Source organism: Listeria immobilis, from assembly GCF_014322765.1.
Taxonomy (GTDB): Bacteria; Bacillota; Bacilli; order Lactobacillales; family Listeriaceae; genus Listeria; species Listeria immobilis.
Window position 1 is genome coordinate 213,683 of the sequence record NZ_JAASTZ010000002.1, and the last position, 21,701, is coordinate 235,383.

Sequence of the window (21,701 nt, forward strand, 5' to 3'; positions counted from 1 at the left end):
TGTTTGAAATGCAAAAAATAATCGTCTTTTTTAAACTATAAAACGTTTAAAGACGGTTATTTTTCAATTTTAAATAAAAATTTTGTCAAATGTATTAAGGTTGGACAAAAATCTTAACAACGTATTTCCGAAATAGCATTGCTTGTGAACGACAAAACAGCTATAATCTTTATAGACGAAATACAAGACCTGAAAAGAGGCTGAACAATGGAAAAGAGCTCCATTTATGGATTAACATGGGCAAAATTAACGGAATGGTTAGAAGCACACGGCCAGAAGAAGTTCCGCGCAACACAAGTATGGGACTGGCTTTATAGAAAACGCGTTAAAACTTTTGAAGAAATGAGTAATGTTCCAAAAGAAACAATTGAGCTATTAATGGCCAATTTTGTTATGAACACTTTAGAAGAACAGGTCGTTCAAGAATCTAATGATGGTACGACCAAATATTTATTTAAATTAAGTGATGGCAATTTAATAGAAACAGTTATGATGAAACAAGAATATGGATTGTCTGTATGTGTGACGACTCAAGTTGGTTGTAATATCGGCTGTACTTTTTGTGCAAGTGGATTATTAAAGAAAAGTCGTGATTTAACAGCAGGCGAAATTGTAGAGCAAATTATGAATGTGCAGCATTATTTGGATAGTCGCCATTTAGAGGAAAGAGTTAGCCATGTTGTAGTCATGGGAATTGGTGAACCTTTTGATAATTACGACAATGTAATGGACTTTTTACGTGTAATTAACCACGATAAAGGTCTTGCAATTGGGGCAAGACACATCACTGTATCGACTAGTGGATTAGCACCAAGAATTATTGATTTTGCAAATGAAGATTTTCAAGTTAACTTGGCGATTTCTCTTCATGCTCCGAATAACGAGCTTCGGACAAGTATTATGCGCATCAACAAAACCTATTCGATTGAAAAACTTATGGAAGCTATTCACTACTACGTTGAAAAAACGAACCGTCGTATCACTTTTGAATATATTATGCTAAAAGGTGTCAATGATCATAAAAAAGAAGCGCTTGAACTGGCAGCACTTCTTGGAGAGCATCGTCATTTAGCTTACGTTAACTTAATTCCGTATAACCCTGTAGATGAGCATATTGATTATGAACGTAGCACAAAAGAAGACGTATTGGCTTTTTATGACACTTTAAAGAAAAATGGCATTAACTGCGTGATTCGTCGTGAACATGGAACGGATATTGATGCAGCATGTGGTCAACTGCGCAGCAAACAAATTAAGCGTGTTGGTGTACGTGAAAGAATGAAACAAAAACAAGCAGCAGCCGAAGAATAATAATCAGGCTATCTAGTTTCCATTTGGAGATTGGATAGTTTTTGTTTATACTAAAATTAGCGAATACTTACACAAAATAAAGCAAACTAATTCTAGAAGGAGCGATTAATCATGGAAGTAGAAATCGTCGAGAGAAATGCTTTTTCAGCTATAGGAAAGAAACGTACTTTTTCCGTAAAAAATGAAGGACAAAAAGAAAAAATTACTCAGTTTTGGCAAGAAGTAAACGAGAATGGTGATGCAGAACGAATTGAAGAGCTTGCCGAATTCGCGACTATTGATGGAATTCTTGGCGTTGGTTTAATGAGTGAGGAACAATTTGCGAAAGAAGAAATGGATTATTATATTGCAATTGAGACAGAACAAGAACCGCCAAAAGATATGGAAAAAATAACTATCCCTGCAAGTAAATGGGCTATATTTAAATCTATAGGACCTATGCCATCCGCTATTCAAGAAGTTTGGCAATATATATTTAGTGAATGGCTACCAGTGAGTGATTATAATCATGGACCTGGTCCGGAATTAGAAGTTTATTCGGAAGGTGACACATCCCAACCAGATTATTATGCAGAAGTTTGGATTCCCGTAATAGAGAAAAAATAATTAATCAAACAAAGAGTAAATTATCCGCTAATTTGCTCTTTGTTTTTTTGTATAGTAGAGCAATAATTTCTATAATTGACATTGATAATCATTATCAATATAATAGAATGAACAAGCTAAACAGACAGACATCACAATTATCTAAGGGGGAAGTAAGGATGATTATTGTAACGAATACGATTAAAGTAGAAAAAGGTGCAGCAGAACATGTTATCCGCCAATTTACTGGGGAAAATGGTGATGGGCATCCAACAAAAGATATTGCAGAAGTAGAAGGTTTTCTAGGTTTTGAACTTTGGCATAGCCAGCCAGAAGATGAGGACTATGAAGAAGTAGTTGTTACTAGCAAGTGGGAAAGCGAAGAAGCACAGCGCAATTGGGTGAAAAGCGATTCTTTCAAAAAAGCACACGGAAGAACAAAAGATTCTAGAGCGCAAAGAGAAGATCGTAAAGGGATTGTCGGAAATGAAATTGCTCGCTTTAAAGTAGTTCATGTGCAAAATCCAGTAATTACGGAACAATAAATGATTCAATTTAGCAAGCCTTGTATCCACTATATAGGCTTGTTTTTTTGTTATAACAAAAGTTGATTTACTAGCAAGCTGTAAACAACTCATGATATAATTTTTTTAAATGATAACCTTTATCATTTAAGGGGGGAATAGGAATGATAAAAAATACTATAATGGAGCGCCGTAGTATAAAAAAGGCAAATGATGCACCAATTTCAAGAGAAACTATCAATTCACTATTAGAACAAGCAGCATTTGCACCTTTTCATAGTAAAATAGAGCCTTGGAATGTTTATATTCTTCATACACTTGAAGAAAAAGAACGCTATATTGAAAAAATAATCGCCTTTAATGAGCGTGAACAAGGTGTAACATTTTCAGCAGCAGAAGTAGCAGATTTAAAAGCCGGCTATGCCAAGAAAATTATTACACCACCTTATTTATTAATCATTACTACTAAAATTATTGGTCATGGTAAAAAGGATTTTGAATCTATCGGAGCTACAAGTGCCTTTATTCAAAATATGCAACTACTAGGTTGGGAAGCTGGTATTGGGATGATTTGGCGTACAAATAAATTCATTTTTGATAATAAATTCGCAACTGATTTAGGTATTCCAGCCGAGCAAAAAATCATCGGAACATTACATCTAACAACTTTGGAAGAAATTCCAGAACCAAAGCCACGTCGACCTTTAAATGAATGGGTGACTGATTTAGCAGATTTGTCATATTGATGTTTCACAAGTTTAGCGTTACAATAGTACAAGTGTAAGAATGAAGGAGGCGAGCAAGATGGCAGTTCCAGCTAGACGTACATCCAAAGCAAAGAAAAACAAACGTCGTACGCATAAAGGCCTAACAACACCAGGCTTGAGTCGTGATAGTGAAACAGGGGAATACCGGATGTCACATCGAATTTCACCAGATGGTACTTATAACGGTCGAACAATTATTGAAAAATGATATGCTGCTTTTATAGAGATATTTTATGATTTCAAAGGAGAAGACGAATTTTCGTTTTCTCTTTTTTTGTTGTATTAAATTTATTAACTACTAATTTTCACAATGAAGTAGGCGGGGAAAGCAGAAGAGGATGATTAATTGTGGAAAATAAAAGAATGTTAAAATCGAATACTTGGCAGTTTTAAACATAATGATAGTCCTTCTTTAGCGATTTATTTAATAACAAACTTAGTAGCAAAAGTGAAGGTATAAAATTGTCTTCTCTCTTTGTTTCGCTGTTTTTAAAGAGAATATTAATTCACAATTACGCTATGTATTTAGTTTATTTCGAGGTAAATGTGTCCGTTTTGTGTCGAAAATACCTCTCGTTTGTGTCTAATGTTTGAATGAGATGTGAATTCTAAACATATATTTTAATTAGATGCCAAAATCCAATATACAGCTCGTCGATTCGTCTGGTAATATTAGGTATTGCAAGAGCCTATACTGCATATAAACAATTTCAAATAGTAACTCAGACAAGTGAAATTGCAATATATATACGTGATGAATTATCAGCTATAAACTACTTAGGAGGAGAATTTTTTTATGATTAGAACAACTAGAATAAAACGGTCTTTGTTAGTAGTAATGACATTTATTACTAATACTAACCCAGATGAATTTGGGCGCTTTTCATGCGTTTGCAGAAGAAAAAGACAATGATTCGGTTTCTTATGAAGTTCAATCTGAATTGTCAAGTGATAAAAAGAAAGCCAAACTTCAGCTTAAGGCAACTTCAAAACAGGAGCAAGTGAAAATCCTGTCAGTGGAAACACCTGATGGCGAAGTGATACAAGGTGAATTAGCAGAATATACAGCAGAAGAAAATGGCACGGTCCAATTTTTAATTAATTATCAAGATACTGGTTCAGAACAAGAACCAATAACAAAAACATATACTGCAACTTATGATGTAACTGGAATTGTCTCGGAAACAAAGGAAAACACAGCTGAGAATAATACTACAAGTCAAGAAAATAATACAAGTCAAGAAAATACAACTACAAGTGCAGAAAAATCAAATCTAAAAGGGCTTCAAGCAACTAATACATCCCTAACATTAGATATACCAAATTATGATCAAACTGCCTGGGCTAATGGAGACATCAAAACAGTCAATGTAACGGTAGATTTTAAAGATAGCACTTCTACAGGTAAAAAAGTGAAATTCACATTACCAGATGGAATGCGTTTTGTTTCTATACCAGTGCCTAATAATTATAAAGCAACTAGCGGAGTAGACAAAAGCGTATTAAGTTATTTAGGAGCAGGTGATCCATTAGGAAGTGCTACTACTTCATTAACAGTTCCAAGCCAAGAAACTACCTATGGAAAAGCTACTTATGGAACAGTAAGTTATGAGCTTGATCCAGGAACCGAAAAAGCTAGTTTTAGTTTTTCTGTTAGAGTAGACGCGGCAAAATACTACGGGACAACCGACTTACAAACGCCTATAAAAGCTGAAGCATTTATGGGAGATTCTAGTACACCAATCGCTTCTTCGGAACAATCAGTTCACGCGGAAGGGAACAGTGTAGTAGGGTATGCATATCAAAATCATGTAAAAACAATGTTCCGTAGTTGGTATGGAGTTCTAACAATGAGTGAGACTCTAGCAAGTACTGATACAACAGATTCTTACAATTATACAAAAACATATTCAGTCGTAAATGGTTTAAATGAGGTGGATGGTCGCGGCTCATCGTTCTTTATACCAAAACATGTAACCACTACACTATATTATCCTGAAGGAATGGAATATGTAGGAGTAGTTGATGCTTATGGAACATTAAGAGGGAATACCGCAAACAAAACAATCACCCATGTTCCAAGCGAAAATAAAGTTGTCATTGATTATAAACAACTGAATTATTTCGGAGCAGATGATACTATATATGCAATAAAATACAAAATACCAAAAGGAACACCAGCTGGAACTTATACAGCGCCAAAAGTACCTCATAGTGTTATTACCACATATGATGATAAAGTATTTGAAACCGATGCACTTATAACACAGTCAAGCAATGTAACAACACTGGTTGAAAAAGATGTATGTAAAGTAGTTGATACTGCAGCAAATAAAATGACATTAACTACTACTAATCGAAATATCAACCCTGACAATGAGACATGGGCAGGTAACATTCGAATCGAAAATAAAACCACAGCGGGTGTGAAAACCAATCAAGTTTATCACGTCAAATTTGATGAAAACTGGGAAGCATACACATCTAACTTACCATTTGATGGAACTATTTCTGGTAATAAAATAACGAATCTCCAGTATAAGACCAATTTAAATCCAAACTATCAAACTTATAGTGGAACCCTACCAAAAACAAATGCCAACAGAATGGCAACATTGGATGCCAAAGCAGTTGGACTTCAAGATGGAGAATATTTTACCGAAATCCAAGCTAATGTAGGGGATTTTTCTCCGGGTTATATGAATACAAGCCCATCAGCAACGTACTCACCTCAGTCTAGTATTTCATATGGGAAAGTAAAAACAGGCATAAATTCTGTTAAATTTATTGCAGAAATCTGGGATGCGGATGATGAGGCGAATACGAAAGCATCTGGCGTATCCACCTATTCCGTTAATAATACTATCACTTCTTCAGCAAATGGGAGAGCAACTTTTTACAATGAAGATGGAGTGGCAGTGAAGACAGCAAGAGCAGGCGAGACGCTAACAACGAAAGCATCTTTACTATTATTTGAGTATCCATATGGAACTCGCACAGTCCTTAATAACCCAAATGTCTATTTACGTGCAATTGATGGAACAAAAATTTTACCAGCATCGATTAAACTTACCGACCAAGATGGACAAGATGTTGACTTTACTGTTAAAGCAGAAACAGCTAATAATGGAGATAAAGTCTATGTTTTAAAGACAAATAATGTGTCGGTTGGGGGCTATATCGGGTATCCATCAAAGACCAAGTACTTGAACTTAACATATGATACAACGATTGATGTAACATTAGATAGAAGCATTAATACAGATGCGCAAGAAATGATTGCTTGGGATGCAATCGCCGCATCAGCAGTTAATTATTTTCCAGATACAGGAGTAGATGTGAATAAAAATGGTAATACAAATGAGCGACTAATTTCTGTTAATAGTAGTACACTAAGTATTCCTAAACAAGATACAGTAACAGTAGAAACTTTCCTAAATGTAGATGGAGAGGGTGCCAAGTCTGCTTATATTGCAGGAGATGACACAACAGTTTCTTACTTTACACCAGGAACAAATGCAGATTATACTGTGCAAATAACAAATACTTCTTCAAGCAATGCGAGTACGTTTGAGCTTTATATTCCTATTCCAAAAACGGGTCAAAACTTTGGTTCAAAATTCCAAAGTGAAGCCTTCAAATGGGATATGAAGCTGAACGGAGCACTTCCTGTAACAGCAGAACAACAGTCGCAGTTTGAAATCAGTTATGCGACAACTGCTACAGAAGCTAATTATCAATCAGAGGATATTTATGCTGCTTCTCTTACTAATTATGAAAACGTCAATATGGTTCGAATGAAAGTAAAAACACAAATTAATGCTGGCGAAACGCAAATTTTCAAAGTACCTCTAAAAGTAGATGAAACTTTTGATTCTGCAACAGCAGGTAATAAAATTAGCGAACGCGATGTTTATAATCCTTTTTATCGAGTAATCACAAATACCTTCTCAGGAACTTTACCTGGAACAACGGTAGGTGCTGAACTCGTAATTGCTGAAGTATCCGGGCAATTGTTTAACGATAAAGATGCAAATGGTTTATATGAAGCGGCCAGTGGTGATGAGCCATTAGCGAACGAAACCGTAGAACTTTATAAATGGAACGAAGCTAGTTCTAGTTATGAAGCATACGTGAATAATGGAGAAAATGTTACAACCAAAACCAATGCAAATGGGACATACAAATTTGATTATCATTCAGGTATAGCCTACGGGAAATATGCTGTGAAGTTCCCTAGTAAAGCAGGCTATCAATATACTTTGCAAGATGTTAGCAGTAATGATGCCGTTAACAGCAAAGTAGCATTTTCAGGTGCGGATAAAGGATGGGTCAAAGATATCAATCCAACACAACCAACAGCACAATCAATTAGTGCAGGTTATTTAGAATATGAACCTAATCAAGACTTAAAAGTAAATTTAAATGAAAAATTAGTTCAATCTGGTAATAGTTTAAAAGTTACTTTGCCAAAAGTAGCTTTAACAAGTGGGGTTGCTGCGGAAGATACAATCGAACCAGCCTTCTTCCAAAATATTCAAGCAGCTACAAATGGTTATAAATGGACATCAGCAGATACTAATATTGCTACTGTACAAACATTAAGCGATGGTTCTGCGGCTATTGTAGGCGTTTCTACCAATGGGAAAACAATCGCTACAACAGACTTAATGATAGAACTTCAAGATGTTTATGGCACAAAAACCACTTCTACAGCGCCAGTTTTTGTTACAGAAACTAACGGAACTGTGACGCAAAAAGATGGCTTTACAATTGGTGCAACAAATTTTGCTATAGAATATAAAGCAGCAGCGGAATTAACAGAATCACAAGCACTAAGTCTAGCAAAAACAGCTGCCTTTGAAGAAGTGAAAAATGGCGTTAATTCTAGCGCTGAGGACCGTTCGAGTTTAATTCAAGTAAATGCTGCACAACTTGCCGCAATTCAAAAAGGTTCTAACCAAGGTGGCACATATCCGCTCACTTATACGGTAACCAAAGACGGTAAAACAGCAGAAGTAGTTATTCAAGTAACCGTTGCAAAAGATTTAACAGCAGTAAATGCACATGATTCCACAATTTATGTGGGAGATACTTGGACAGCAACTGACAATTTTGACAGCGCCCTTAATAAAGCAGGAGATGCAGTTAACTGGTCAGATATTCAAACAACAGGAATAGTAAATACAAATACAGTAGGAAATTATCCAATCACTTACACATATGCAGGTATTTCGAAAACCATTAACGTGACAGTAAAAGATAATTTAACCGCAGTTAACACGCATGATTCCACAATTTATACAGGAGATGTGTGGAATGCTAAAGACAATTTTGATAGCGCCCTGGATAAAGATGGGAATTTAGTAGAATTAAAAGACATTACTGTAACAGGAACTGTAGATACAACAAAAGCAGACAAGTATGAGATTACCTACACATATGCAGGTATTTCTTCTAAAGCAACTGTCATTGTAAAAGAAAATAAAAAAGGTGTTAGTGCCCATGACTCGACAATGTATGTTGGCGACAACTGGACAGCAAAAGATAATTTTGATAGTGCCTTTGATAAAGACGGTAATGCGGTTAATTTTGACGATGTTCAAGTTACTGAAAAACCAACTGTGAACACGAATAAAGCAGGTAGTTATCAAATCACCTACAGTTATGATGGTGCATCCAAAACCATTACATTAACTGTAAAAGATATTCAAACAGCAGTAAATGCCCATGATTTAACTATTTATACTGGTGATAGCTGGAATGCAAAAGATAATTTTGATAGCGCACTAGATAAAGATGGTCAAACAGTTTCTTTCCAAGACATCCAAGTAACAGGAACCGTAGATGCAGCACAAGCAGGCGTTTATCCAGTTTCTTATAGTTACGATGGTGTTACTACAACGATTAACGTGACTGTGAAAACCGCTCAAACAGCTATTCAAGCGCATGACTCGTTAATTTATACAGGAGATACTTGGAATGCGAAAGATAATTTTGACAGTGCTGTAGATAAGAAAGGTCAAGCAGTAGATTTCCAAGATGTTACTGTAAGCGAAACGCCAAACGTCGATATGGAAACACCAGGCGTTTATCAAGTGACTTATAGTTATAACGGTGTTTCTACAACAATTAATGTAACAGTAGAACCAAGACAAACAAGCTTGACTGTTCATGACACAACGATTTATGCTGGAACTAAATGGAGCACAAAAGATAATTTTGATAGTGCAACAGATAAAAAAGGCGACAGTGTTTCTCTAAGTGACATAGCAGTAAGTGGCTCTGTAGATTACGAAACACCTGGAACATATGAAATAAGTTATCTTTATGACGGTGTAAAAGCTGTAGCTCATGTGACTGTTTTAGAAAATCATGCAAAAATCATTGTGAAGGATAGCAATCTTTCATTTGACGCTAAGTGGGATGCGAAAGATAACTTCATTAGCGCAACTAACCGTGAAGGAGTAGAAATCAACTTCTCTCAAGTGAAAGTATCAGGAACAGTAAATACAAATAAAGCAGGCACATACAAAGTGACCTACACAATAGATCCAAATGAAGGAACTGTGGATGCTGGGAAAGAAGAAATTCAAGTAGTAGCTACCATTGTAGTAGCTGAAAAACCAGCATCGCAACCTAATCCAGCTAAACCGAATAAACCTTCTAAAGGAACTACTACTTTAACAGTGACAAGCACGAAGCAACATGCAGCAACATATAAAGATGCAAAACCACTTCCAAAAACAGGTGACCAAAGTAATAATTGGACAATCTGGGCAGGTATCTGCTTACTTGGGATTGGGCTACTAATGAGCGGCTTCTTATACAGAAGACGTAAACAACAATAATTGATAGGGATATGCCGCAATATTAGGCATATCCCTCTTTTATTTAATTGCTCTCTATGTAACAAAGTCGCTGTTTTATGATACTATAATAGAATGAATAGATAACGAAAATGAAAGGAGGATGATGTTGAGGTGACAGAGGAATTTGTAAAAAAAGAAGATGCATTAAAACACTACCAAACAAGTGAGTTTCGCACTCCAGACGGTTATACGAGCGATATGGTGCTAACAACTGTAAAAGAATTAAACGGGAAACCAACGCTACATGTCTTATTAATCAAGCGTGCAGCTAAGAACGCAGAAAATCGTCCGAATATAGAAGGCGGCAAATGGGCAGTTCCAGGAGGATTTGTTGAAGAAAGCGAGTCAGCAGAACAAGCAGCTGAACGCGAACTTCAAGAAGAAACTAATTTAACAGGAATTCCCTTAACTGCTTTTGGGGTGTTTGATACACCTGGAAGAGATCCACGAGGTTGGATTATTTCACGAGCTTTTTATGCGATTGTTCCAGTTGAAGCTCTAGAAAAGCGCGTGGCTGGTGACGATGCGGCGGATATTGGTCTTTTTCCAATGGAGGAAGCACTTAAATTACCGCTAGCTTTTGACCACTTAGATATGTTAGAAAAAGCTTTTAAGGCAATCACAGAAGAATTTTTATTAACTACCGCAATTCGTGATTTTTTGCCAGAAACATTTACAGCAGAATTGCTCTTTGAAACGTTAAGTGGCTGCACGAAACCAGGTATTTTACCAGATGAAGTCGAATTTATGGAGAATATCGAATACCTTCCATTTTTAGAAAAAGTGGATACACATTATCAGTTTATTTCTGATGCAGAAGCAGGAAGTATCTATTATTAAATACAGAAGGAGCAAATGCCAAATTTGCTCCTTTTTTCTATAAGAAATGTTTCTCACCATACTGAATTGCAAAATCTTTGAATGCTTTTGAGGCGGGAGATATATAGTGGTTTTTTAGGCTTGCAAGATAAATAAAACGGTCGTGCTTTGGTTCATTGATAGATAAAACTTTGACATCATAATGCGCGAGCGATGATATTTTGGGCATGATGGAAATGCCATAATCAACACTCACTAGCCCTACCATAGCTGTATCTTCTTCTACATAACAACCAATTTTGGGCTTAATATTTATTTCTTTAAAAAGAGAATCAATCAGCGGTCTAAGTCCACTAGTATCAGCAAAGAAAATATAAGAATAATCAGCCGTATCTTTTAAATCAATGGAGTCAAATTTGGCAAGGGGGTGGTTGTTAGGTACAACAATGACAAGTTCTTGTTTAGTTAATGGTATAAATTCAATATCAGGTTCATTTTCGACATAGGAGCAAATTGCTAAGTCGAATTTTTCATTTTTTAAATCAGGGATAATTGATTTAGTGGCCCCTTGAAAAAAGGAAAAAGAAATATCTTTATGTGGTTCTGATTTTTTGAAATTTTGGACTAACTCAGGCACAGTATGGGCACCCATTGTATAAATAAAACCTAAATCAATATTTCCGTGAGAAGGGCTGGTTAATTCATGCAGTAGTTTTTCTCCTTTTTCAAGCTCAGCAAGAGACTTCTCTACATAAGTTAAATAAAAACGGCCATATTTTGTTAAACGGATATTACGTCCTTGTTTTTCGAATAAATAAACACCAAGTTCACGTTCGAGTTCTGCGATAGAGTGACTTAAACTAGGCTGTGTAATAGATAATTCAGCAGCAGCAATCGTATAATGTTCTTTTTCAGCTAATTTTTTAAAGTAGTATAATTGACGCAAATTCATCGGTAAACCTCCTTGAAATACCTTGATAACTCTATTGTATTCGATTGCATAGAAAAAATCTATGGATAAATAGAAAAATATACATTAGATTAATAATTTATCCTGTTTTATAATTAAAAGGAAATAAGATTGTGCATTATTGAACGTGAATAATGTAACAAATCATTTGCTGAGATTATAGTCGCAGGAGGCTTATTATGACAGATTATCCGAGTATATTTGAACCACTTACTGTAAAACGAATGACGATTAAAAACCGTGTAATTATGCCACCTATGGGAACGAACCTTGCAGGATTAAATGGCGAATTTTTAGAAGAACATATGGCTTATTATGAGCAAAGAGCTAAAGGTGGAACTGGACTGATTACAATTGAGAATGCTTGTGTGGATTTCCCATATGGTACAAATGGGACAACGCAGCTTAGAATTGATAACGATCAATATATTCCAGGTTTCTACAAACTAACTGAACGTCTTCATAAACATGGTACTTGTGTATCTATCCAAATCAATCATGCTGGTGCTTCGGCTTATCCAGCTCGTTTAAATGGTTTACAACCCGTGTCTGCTTCCAATATCCCATCGAAAAAGGGTGGAACAGTTCCTCGTCCGCTAACTGTAGAAGAAATTTACGATATTGTGGATAAATACGGAGATGCTGCTAGACGTGCGCAACAAGCAGGTTTTGATGCAGTTGAAATTCACGGCGGACATTCTTACTTGCTATGCCAATTTTTATCACCACTTTATAATAAACGAACAGATGAATTTGGTGGAACGCCGGAAAATCGCGCTCGAATTGTAAAACTAATTTTAGAAAAAGTTCGTGCCGAGGTGGGTCCGTTTTTCCCTATCATGCTTCGTTTTAGTGCGGATGAATTTGTCGATGGCGGGAATCATTTAGCAGATATATTGGAATTACTAGACTACTGCCAAGAAGAAGCGGATATTTTAAATGTATCGGCGGCAATTAATGATAATTTATACTTGCAAATTGACCAAATGAACTTAGAAGATGGTTGGAGAAGCTATCTTGCTAAAGCAGTCAAAGATAAATTCGGTAAACCAACGATTACTTCTGGGAACATTCGAAGTCCAAAAGCAGCGGAAAAAATCTTATCAGAAGGCTATGCTGATTTACTTGCGATGGGGCGTGGCTTGATTGCTGAACCTAATTGGGTAAATAAAGTAGCTGCTGGACAAGAAGAAATGCTACGAAAATGTATTTCTTGTAATATCGGTTGCGCGGATCACCGCATCGCAAAATCTAAACCAATTCGTTGTACTGTTAATCCGGACATTATCCATGAAGATAAATATAAAGAAACAAAAGTGACTCGTCCAACGAATGTAGTTGTTATTGGCGGGGGAACAGCAGGGCTTGAAGCAGCTTGTACTGCAGCTGAAGTTGGTTGCAGCACAACACTGATTGAAGCAAATGAACAAACAGGCGGCTTAGCACGAGAAATCGCCAACCTTCCTGATAAAAGTAGAATTGCCGATTTTCCTAATTATTTAGCGAACCGAGCAGAAAAACTAACCAATTTAAAAATTATTACAGGCACTAAAGCTGATACTGCGCTTATTGATACATTTAATCCAGATGTGGTTGTTAACGCCACTGGATCCAAACCATTACTTCCACCAATTAAAGGTTTGTTAGACGTGATTGACAAAGAAGACAGTAATGTTCATTCTATTTTTGGATTAATTTCTAATATAGAAGCATTTACTGATTTTAGTAACAAAAAAGTCGCAGTTATCGGTGGTGGTGCAGTTGGGCTGGATGTTGTTGAGTACTTCTCAGAACGTGGCTCAGATGTTACAATTGTAGAAATGATGCCGCTTCTAGGAAAAGATTTAGATATGATTACACGGCTATCAATGATGGACATTATCGAGAAAAATAATGTTGATGTTCAAACAGAAACAGCTTTAACAGAAGTAGCAGCAGATCATTTTAAAGTGAAGCATGATGGCGTAGATGCAGAGATTCCATTTGATTATGGTTTTGTCTGTCTAGGAATGCGACCAGAGCGCCCACTAATGGAAGCATTAGAAGCATATGGAAAAGAAAAACAAATTGAAATCGTAAATATTGGCGATAGCGCGGCAACTAGAAAAATTTTAGAAGGTGTCCGTGAAGGTAGAAATATTTTAACCACATTAGAAAGAATTGGCTCATTGTAATACGAAACGGCAAAGCAGAATTTGCTTTGCCGCATTCGCTCTCTATATAAGCTCACATTTTCACAAATAAACCTTATTTTGGAAAGGAACGATGTTATTATGACAAACAAAATCACAGAACGAATTACGGGACACACAGAGTTAATCGGTTTAATTGCCACACCAATCAGACACAGTTTATCACCAACAATGCACAACGAGGCTTTTGCAAAACTTGGGCTTGATTATGTGTACCTTGCTTTTGAAGTGGGCGACAAAGAATTAAAAGACGTCGTTCAAGGATTCCGTGCAATGAATTTACGTGGTTGGAATGTTTCTATGCCAAATAAAACAAATATCCATAAATACTTAGATAAACTATCTCCAGCTGCAGAACTTGTTGGAGCGGTAAATACAGTAGTGAATGATGATGGCGTTTTAACTGGTCATATCACAGACGGAACAGGCTATATGCGTGCTTTAAAAGAAGCTGGGCATGATATTATCGGTAAAAAAATGACGATTTGTGGCGCTGGCGGTGCGGCAACAGCAATCTGTATCCAAGCAGCACTAGACGGTGTAAAAGAAATCTCTATTTTTAACAGAAAAGATGATTTTTATGCAAATGCAGAAAAAACAGTAGAAAAAATCAATTCTAAAACAGATTGTAAAGCTAGATTATTTGATATAGAAGATCAGGAGCAATTACGTAAAGAAATCGCCGAAAGTGTTATTTTCACAAATGCGACTGGCGTTGGTATGAAACCTTTTGAAGGAGAAACATTATTACCAAGTGCTGATATGTTGCGCCCAGAATTAATCGTATCAGACGTTGTTTATAAACCAACAAAAACAAGATTACTTGAAATTGCTGAAGAACAAGGTTGTCAAACATTAAACGGTTTAGGAATGATGCTTTGGCAAGGCGCGAAAGCTTTCGAAATCTGGACACATAAAGAAATGCCAGTGGATTACATCAAAGAAATCCTATTTTAAAAACTTGCATTGTTAGAAAGTTATCGCTAATCTTAAGACATAATATTGAATGAGGAGAATTTTAGATGAATAAAGTAGTCGTAAAAAATGTAACTTTTGGTGAAGGTGCCCCGAAAATTTGCGTACCAATGGTCGGTAAGACAATCCCTGCTTTAAAAGAAGAAGCGGAAATGTTAAAAACGATTGATTTAGATGTAGTAGAATGGCGCGTTGATTTCTTTGAAGGTGTGGAAGATTTAGCTAAAGTGGAAGAGGCTTTAACAGAAATTCGTGTTATTTTACCAGAAACACCAATTCTTTTCACTTTCCGTAGTGCGAAAGAAGGCGGAGAATTAGCGGTTAGTGATGCATTTTACTTTGAACTAAACAAAATAATCGCTGCTACTAAAAAAGTAGACTTAGTAGATGTTGAACTTTTTAATGAAGAAGCAGATGTTGTAAGTCTTATTGAAACAGCACATAAAAACAATGTAAAAGTAGTCATGTCTAATCATGATTTTGATAAAACGCCTGCGAAAGAAGACATTATTTCGCGTTTAACTCGAATGGAAGCACTCGGAGCAGACCTTCCAAAAATCGCAGTTATGCCAAAATCAGCAGCAGACGTGCTAACATTACTTTCTGCTACTAATGAAGTATTCGAAAAATCCAACCAACCAATTATTACTATGTCAATGGCGGGAACTGGTGTGATTAGCCGCCTTGCTGGAGAAGTATTTGGTTCTGCGATGACCTTTGGAGCTGCGAAAAAAGCATCTGCTCCTGGTCAAATTGATGTCAATGAATTGCGCCATGTGCTAGAGTTATTGCATAAACAATTTTAAGAAGTCCGTTTTTCAAAACCTTAAAATTAGATTTAACCGTCTAAGTTTAAGGTTTTTTGTTATAATAAGGAAACAGGAAAATTAAAGGAGACAGAATTTAGTGAAGAAATTACTTTTTTTAGGTGATAGTGTAACAGACGCGGGAAGAGAGTTTCAAGATGGAGCTGATTTAGGGCACGGGTATGTAAAAATCATTGCAGATCAATTAAGCGGAGAAGACGTTACTGTTTTAAATCGTGGGGTTAGTGCGAACCGTGTAGCAGATTTACACCGTCGAATGGATACCGATGCAATTGAGCTTGCACCAGATGTTGTTACAATCCTAATTGGAATAAATGATACTTGGTTTAGTTTTAGTAGATGGGAAGATACGTCGGTTACTGCATTTAAAGAAGTTTACCGAGTGATTTTAACGCGAATTAAAGCAGAAACAGAGGCGCAAATTGTTTTAATGGAACCATTTGTATTACCTTATCCGGAAGATAGAAAAGCTTGGCGAGGAGATTTAGATCCAAAAATTGGCGCCGTCCGTGAACTTGCTGCCGAATTTGGAGCAACACTTATTCCACTGGATGGTTTAATGAATGCATTAGCTGTTAAACACGGTCCAACATATTTAGCAGAAGACGGTGTGCATCCGACAAAAGCAGGGCATGCAGCAATTGCCTCCATCTGGCTAGAGTTTACAAAATAAGTCTTTACAGGGATTTTTATCCATGCTATAGTTGATTCTATGCGATGAGCCTACAAGCAGTGACTTAAGTATCACTGCCCCATTTTCCGCGTTATAGCTTTGTGGAAGGCTGCGGAAAATGACGCTATCAAATGCCCCTTAAAGAAATTTAAGGGGCATTTTTTTATAAAAAAAGGAGTGTTTGTTTTGCAGAAAGAGAAGGCACAAATTAGACTTTATTTTTTACTAATAGCAGTGATGGCGAGTTGGGGTTTTAATGTTACTATGACAAAAATTTTAGTAAGTTATTTTCCAACAGTTACGATGACGTCATTTCGAATTTTCACGGCGGCAATCACGGTTATTTTTATTTTAATAATAACGAAAAAATTAAGATTACCTACCAGACGGGAATTTGGTTACATCATTTTAGCGAGTATTTTTAATATCGTACTGCATCATTTCTTTTTATCTAATGGATTAAGAATGACATCAGGTACAAATGCAGGATTGATTTTAGGGTCTGCGCCGATTATTGTAGCGCTCTTTTCGGTTATTTTTCTGCGGGAACGAATTGGGATAGCTAGAGCAATTGGATTCTTAGCAGGGGTTTTTGGCGTGAGTTTGGTTGTTCTTTCAAGTGGAGCTGGGATAAGCGGCATTTCGACAGGCGATATATATGTATTTATCGCGATGGCTTCTCAGGCGTTTAGTTTTATTATTATTAAAAAGCTTGCAGGATCAATGGACACGGGCTTAATGACTGGATATATGCTTTTTATTGGTTCCATTATGCTATTTGGATTGAGCCGTCTGATGGAGCCAAATGGCATATCGCAATTAGTAGCAGTTGATTCGTGGAAGCTTTGGTTATTATTCATTGTTTCGGCAGTAGTCGCAACCGCATTTGGGAACTTTGTTTATAACTATGCAGTAGGAAAAATTGGTCCATCTCGATCCGCGATATTTATGAACTTTAATCCACTTTTCTCATTAATAGGTGCACTGCTTTTCTTAGGTGAATCGATTAAAGCACTTCAACTAATTGGTTTTATTTTTATTATTATTGGCGTTTTGCTCGGTTCGGGAGCCTTAATGGATATTATTCTAGAACGTAAAAAAAGCAAAATTCGTAATCCGGAAAAACTACTAAGTGAATAAGTTTGACTTTTACTGACCTTTGTATTATAATTTTGTTAGTTACTTATTAAAAGTAACATTCGATAGGAGGGATAGCATGAAATTGTTACTAAAAAATATTAATGAATTAGCTGCAAAACAAAAGAATGAAGGACTTACTGATTTCGAAAAAGAAAGACAAGCTGTCCTTCGCCAAGAATATTTACAAAAAATCAGAGGAACAGTACAAGATAATTTACATCATGTGACAATCATCGACCCACTAGGCGACGATGTAACCCCTAAAAAATTAAAAGAAATTCAAGCTGAGCTACGAAGCTAATATAAATAAATTTAATCCACCTGAAACTAATTCTTAATCTAGTTTCAGGTGGATTTTTTTGTTACTTGAACCTTACTTATAAATAAAAAATAAATCTCTAACTAAAGTAATCAAAACTAACGTAATAAACTTACATTATAAGCGATTAACTGTTGGTGGAACCTTTTAGCTAGTAGACATTGTTTGGTCATTTCTATATAATAAAAAGGAGAAGAAATTAGTACGGCGGAAGGGGATTGTAATGGCAGGCAAAATGAAACTTTTCTCTGTAACGAGTGAGAGACCACTTGCAACAAAAATAGCAGAGTATCTAGATATACCTTTATGTGAGGTGGAGCTTCAGAAATTCAGTGATGGAGAAGTGAAGATTAATATTGAGGAGAGTATTCGCGGGACTAATGCATATGTAGTACAATCGATGAATGCTAATGTCAATGAACGTATAATGGAGCTTTTAATTATGGTTGACGCTTTAAAAAGAGCTTCCGTTCATTCTATCAATATAATCATGCCTTATTATGGCTATGCTCGCCAGGATAGAAAAGCACGTTCAAGAGAACCAATAACTGCCAAATTAATGGCAAACTTAATCCAACGTGCTGGTGCAGATCGTTTAATTACAGTTGATTTGCATGCCGCGCAAATTCAAGGCTTTTTCAATATTCCAATTGACCATCTTTCGGCAGTTCCGCTTATTGGTGATTATTTAATTGAAAAATACGGAGAAAAAGAAATCGTAGTTGTCGCGCCAGACCATAGTGGTGTTGTTCGTGCACGCCGAATTGCAGATCGGTTAGATGCACCAATCGCTATTTTAAATCGTAAACCAAGACCACACGAAGACCAAATCATGAGTGTCATTGGAGATGTCAAAGGTAAAGTTGCAATTGTTGTCGATGATATTATTGATACTGGCGTTCGCGCAACAACTTCAGCTGATATTCTACTAGAAAAGGGTGCTACAGAAGTAATTGCTTGTGCAACCCATTCAGTTATGGCTGGAGATGCAACAGAACGTTTACAAAACTCAAAAATCAAAGAAGTTATCACATCCGACTCCATCGACCTTCCAGAAGATAAACAATTTGAAAAACTAACCACCATCTCAATCTCTCGCATTCTTGGTCGAGCAATTGAAGGTGTTCAAGAAAACCGCTCATTACATCCATTGTTTTAAAATATCATTTAAAGTAGAGACACAGTGGCGTCTCTACTTTTTTTGCACACGAAAATCTGTCGACCGCTAGTAGTGCAAAAAACACGCTAGGTCGACAGAAATTTGTAATTACCTGCAGGAGAACGATTGAGACATTTTTACAGGCAATAAAGCATAGCAAACACCCTGATTCTTCCCAAAAATAAAGCCGGTCGACAAAAAGGGACTGTTGAGGTAAGATGGGAGTAAGAGGAAAATGGAGCGGATTTTAATTACTTATTGTGAAATGTAAATACAAAAATAAGGTGATTGTTGGGCTCGATTTTGGCAATCGTTTTAATTACTTATTGTGAAATGTAAATTCTTTCACGCTAAATTTAACCGAGGAAGTGTTCAAGTTTTAATTACTTATTGTGAAATGTGAATATATTTTTTCATGTTTTATATTTGGATATTTTTTAGTTTTAATTACTTATTGTGAAATGTAAATAAGGGATACACTGGTCAATTTAAACAAGAAGGTATTAGTTTTAATTACTTATTGTGAAATGCGAATTTCGGATTATGGCATACCTCTTGACGCGCCCGTTTCGTTTTAATTACTTATTGTGAAATGTAAATACATTTTACTAATATAACAATTCTTCTTTTTTCTCTTGTTTTAATTACTTATTGTGAAATGTAAATTAAAGCGAATAGCTTAAGTACTATACCTACACAAATGTTTTAATTACTTATTGTGAAATGTAAATGGCGTTGAAAAATCGGAGTCGAATTTTACATATACAAGTTTTAATTACTTATTGTGAAATGTAAATATACAAGATGGAAAATACATACAATCAATCAAAGAGTTTTAATTACTTATTATGAAATGTAAATGTAGTAAGCAGTATATGAATATATTGGGTATCCTTTGTTTTAATCACTTATTATGAAAGTAAATGCAGGTTACACGATTGATACCACACCCCCGTAAAGCGTTTTAATTACTCACTATGAAATATAATCTGTTTAGCTCCATAACGTAGCTGTAGCGCACATTCTTAGTTAGCCTAGCTTCGATAAAGAAGTAAAAATTAGAAATAAAAGTTTTAAACTGTTTTTCCCGACTTAATGACATAAAACAATAAAAAGACAAAAAGGGGAATATATTATGAAAAAAACATTATTTTTTTTACTTTTGCTATTATTTTTACTAGCTGGTTGCGCGGCGCAGGACGAAGAATTGTCCAAAGATACAGAAATTTATAAGGGGAATGTTATAAATGCTGATTATAAAGTGCCTCAAAACTTGACGGAACTTGTATCTGCCAGTGAAGATATTGTGCAGATGAAATTAGTCCGAAATAAAAAGAGCGGCGAAGAAAACAATACAATAAGTGAAGTAGAAATAATTAAAAGTTACAAAGGTACATATAAAACAGGAAATAAAATTGATATTTCAGAGCCTTGGTTTTTAGTTGCCGGCAAATACCAAGCTGTTGAAAACTATATTGCCCTTGAAAAAGATTTAATCTATATTTTATTTTTAAATGGCGGACACGACCAGAGTGAAATAAATTATATTTCTAGCATGGGTTATGGTAAATTTTGCGAAAATCTGCAAGAAAAAACAGCAATTATGCAAGATTTTTCGACTGTCGAAGAAATTCAACCATATGACTTTATTTCCAATTTAGATGAGGAAGTCTTAAAATATCAAGAAATAAAGCAAGAAGTGTTGAAAACGTATAATTAAGCTCAAAATAACTTTTAAAACTAGTTGCGAAAATCCGTTTTTTCTATCATAATAGGAAAAAATAATAGGAGATGATGCTTTGATTATTGACGTTTTACAACATGTGCCACACGAAGGACCGGGTCTTATTGCGAAATGGGCGAATGAAAATCGACATCAATTAAGAATTCATTGTTTATTTAACGAAAAAATGCAATTGCCAACTGATTCGGAGTTTTTAATTGTACTTGGTGGACCGATGGGAGTGAACGATTCTGCTGAATTTCCATGGTTGATAGAGGAACGTAATTTAATAAAGCAGCTCATTGACCAAGGAAAAGCCGTTTTTGGTGTTTGCTTAGGAGCGCAACAAATTGCAGCAACACTAGGTAGTTATATTTCTATTAATGATGAAAAAGAAGTTGGCTTCCTTCCTGTGAACAGAACCTCAATGGCATTACCTTTTTTTCCAGAACAATTAAATGTTTTTCATTGGCATCAAGAAACTTTTTCCTTACCAAAGGGAGCTAAACGCTTATTTAATAGTGAAGGTTGTGCGAATCAAGGCTTTTTATATGGTAAAAATGTTTTAGGATTGCAATTTCATTTTGAAATGGAAAAAGCGGGAATTGAGACGATTTTGCAAGTGGATAAGGATTTTATTACTCCTGGAAAATTCGTTCAAAGTATTGAGGAAATGTGTGAAAGAGATGTCCCAGAAGATAATCAACGAATGTTAGAAGCGATTTTAGATCACTTAGTAGCGGGGAAAGAAACTGGGGAATAAGTACAAATTAGCCACAATAAAAAAGCAAGCATCTGTTCTATAGAGCCATTTTCAAAAAATGGGCGAGACGAGATGTTTGCTT

16 protein-coding genes, 1 pseudogene and 1 CRISPR repeat array are annotated in these 21,701 nt (G+C 35.8%); of the genes and pseudogenes, 16 read left to right on the plus strand and 1 reads right to left on the minus strand.

Going from position 1 to position 21,701, the window contains the following annotated elements; genetic code table 11:
• The first annotated feature begins 207 nt into the window (after positions 1 to 207).
• From rlmN to HCJ50_RS02315, 7 genes and pseudogenes are all read left to right on the plus strand, one after another.
• A complete protein-coding gene (gene rlmN, locus HCJ50_RS02285; protein WP_185345869.1) occupies positions 208 to 1,311 on the plus strand; it encodes a 23S rRNA (adenine(2503)-C(2))-methyltransferase RlmN in 1,104 nt (367 codons plus the stop codon).
• A gap of 111 nt (positions 1,312 to 1,422) precedes the next feature.
• Positions 1,423 to 1,917: a GyrI-like domain-containing protein gene (locus HCJ50_RS02290; protein ID WP_185345867.1), complete on the plus strand. Its 495-nt coding sequence runs from the start codon at positions 1,423 to 1,425 to the stop codon at positions 1,915 to 1,917.
• 158 nt (positions 1,918 to 2,075) lie between these two features.
• On the plus strand, positions 2,076 to 2,441 hold the full coding sequence (gene isdG, locus HCJ50_RS02295; protein WP_185345865.1) for a heme oxygenase IsdG: 366 nt from the start codon (positions 2,076 to 2,078) through the stop codon (positions 2,439 to 2,441).
• Positions 2,442 to 2,584: 143 nt separating this feature from the next.
• The gene (locus HCJ50_RS02300; RefSeq protein ID WP_185345863.1) at positions 2,585 to 3,166 is read left to right on the plus strand and encodes a nitroreductase family protein; all 582 of its coding nucleotides are present in this window, start codon (positions 2,585 to 2,587) and stop codon (positions 3,164 to 3,166) included.
• 58 nt (positions 3,167 to 3,224) lie between these two features.
• Positions 3,225 to 3,395 carry a 50S ribosomal protein L32 gene (gene rpmF / locus HCJ50_RS02305; protein ID WP_185345861.1) on the plus strand — a complete coding sequence of 57 codons (171 nt, stop codon included), beginning with the start codon at positions 3,225 to 3,227 and terminating at the stop codon, positions 3,393 to 3,395.
• A 588-nt stretch (positions 3,396 to 3,983) separates the two neighbouring features.
• Positions 3,984 to 10,038: pseudogene (locus HCJ50_RS02310) on the plus strand (bacterial Ig-like domain-containing protein).
• 132 nt (positions 10,039 to 10,170) lie between these two features.
• Positions 10,171 to 10,899, plus strand: a complete 729-nt coding sequence (locus HCJ50_RS02315; protein WP_185345859.1) for an NUDIX domain-containing protein — start codon at positions 10,171 to 10,173, stop codon at positions 10,897 to 10,899.
• Between the two features lie 37 nt (positions 10,900 to 10,936).
• On the opposite strand, the gene HCJ50_RS02320 is transcribed toward HCJ50_RS02315, so the two are convergent.
• The gene (locus HCJ50_RS02320) at positions 10,937 to 11,830 is read right to left on the minus strand and encodes a LysR family transcriptional regulator (RefSeq protein WP_185345857.1); all 894 of its coding nucleotides are present in this window, start codon (positions 11,828 to 11,830) and stop codon (positions 10,937 to 10,939) included.
• A 197-nt stretch (positions 11,831 to 12,027) separates the two neighbouring features.
• Between HCJ50_RS02320 and HCJ50_RS02325 the strand changes: the two genes are divergently transcribed.
• From HCJ50_RS02325 to HCJ50_RS02365, 9 genes are all read left to right on the plus strand, one after another.
• A complete protein-coding gene (locus HCJ50_RS02325; protein ID WP_185345855.1) occupies positions 12,028 to 14,022 on the plus strand; it encodes an NAD(P)/FAD-dependent oxidoreductase in 1,995 nt (664 codons plus the stop codon).
• A 99-nt stretch (positions 14,023 to 14,121) separates the two neighbouring features.
• Positions 14,122 to 14,997 (plus strand): shikimate dehydrogenase, encoded by an 876-nt coding sequence (locus HCJ50_RS02330; RefSeq protein ID WP_185345853.1) that lies wholly within the window; start codon positions 14,122 to 14,124, stop codon positions 14,995 to 14,997.
• A gap of 65 nt (positions 14,998 to 15,062) precedes the next feature.
• The gene (gene aroD, locus HCJ50_RS02335) at positions 15,063 to 15,821 is read left to right on the plus strand and encodes a type I 3-dehydroquinate dehydratase (protein WP_185345851.1); all 759 of its coding nucleotides are present in this window, start codon (positions 15,063 to 15,065) and stop codon (positions 15,819 to 15,821) included.
• Between the two features lie 100 nt (positions 15,822 to 15,921).
• Positions 15,922 to 16,515, plus strand: a complete 594-nt coding sequence (locus tag HCJ50_RS02340; RefSeq protein ID WP_185345849.1) for an SGNH/GDSL hydrolase family protein — start codon at positions 15,922 to 15,924, stop codon at positions 16,513 to 16,515.
• A gap of 186 nt (positions 16,516 to 16,701) precedes the next feature.
• Positions 16,702 to 17,655 carry a DMT family transporter gene (locus HCJ50_RS02345; RefSeq protein ID WP_185345847.1) on the plus strand — a complete coding sequence of 318 codons (954 nt, stop codon included), beginning with the start codon at positions 16,702 to 16,704 and terminating at the stop codon, positions 17,653 to 17,655.
• A 76-nt stretch (positions 17,656 to 17,731) separates the two neighbouring features.
• Complete coding sequence (locus tag HCJ50_RS02350) at positions 17,732 to 17,956, plus strand: DUF896 domain-containing protein (protein ID WP_185345845.1); 225 nt, start codon at positions 17,732 to 17,734, stop codon at positions 17,954 to 17,956.
• Between the two features lie 241 nt (positions 17,957 to 18,197).
• Positions 18,198 to 19,133, plus strand: a complete 936-nt coding sequence (locus HCJ50_RS02355; RefSeq protein ID WP_185345843.1) for a ribose-phosphate diphosphokinase — start codon at positions 18,198 to 18,200, stop codon at positions 19,131 to 19,133.
• Positions 19,134 to 19,377: 244 nt separating this feature from the next.
• A CRISPR array of direct repeats spans positions 19,378 to 19,994; the repeat unit is 29 nt; unit sequence GTTTTAATTACTTATTGTGAAATGTAAAT.
• Positions 19,995 to 20,268: 274 nt separating this feature from the next.
• Positions 20,269 to 20,853 carry a hypothetical protein gene (locus tag HCJ50_RS02360; RefSeq protein ID WP_185395462.1) on the plus strand — a complete coding sequence of 195 codons (585 nt, stop codon included), beginning with the start codon at positions 20,269 to 20,271 and terminating at the stop codon, positions 20,851 to 20,853.
• 79 nt (positions 20,854 to 20,932) lie between these two features.
• Entirely contained in the window at positions 20,933 to 21,619 is a 687-nt protein-coding gene (locus HCJ50_RS02365) for a type 1 glutamine amidotransferase (RefSeq protein ID WP_185345839.1), read from the plus strand.
• Positions 21,620 to 21,701: the final 82 nt, after the last annotated feature.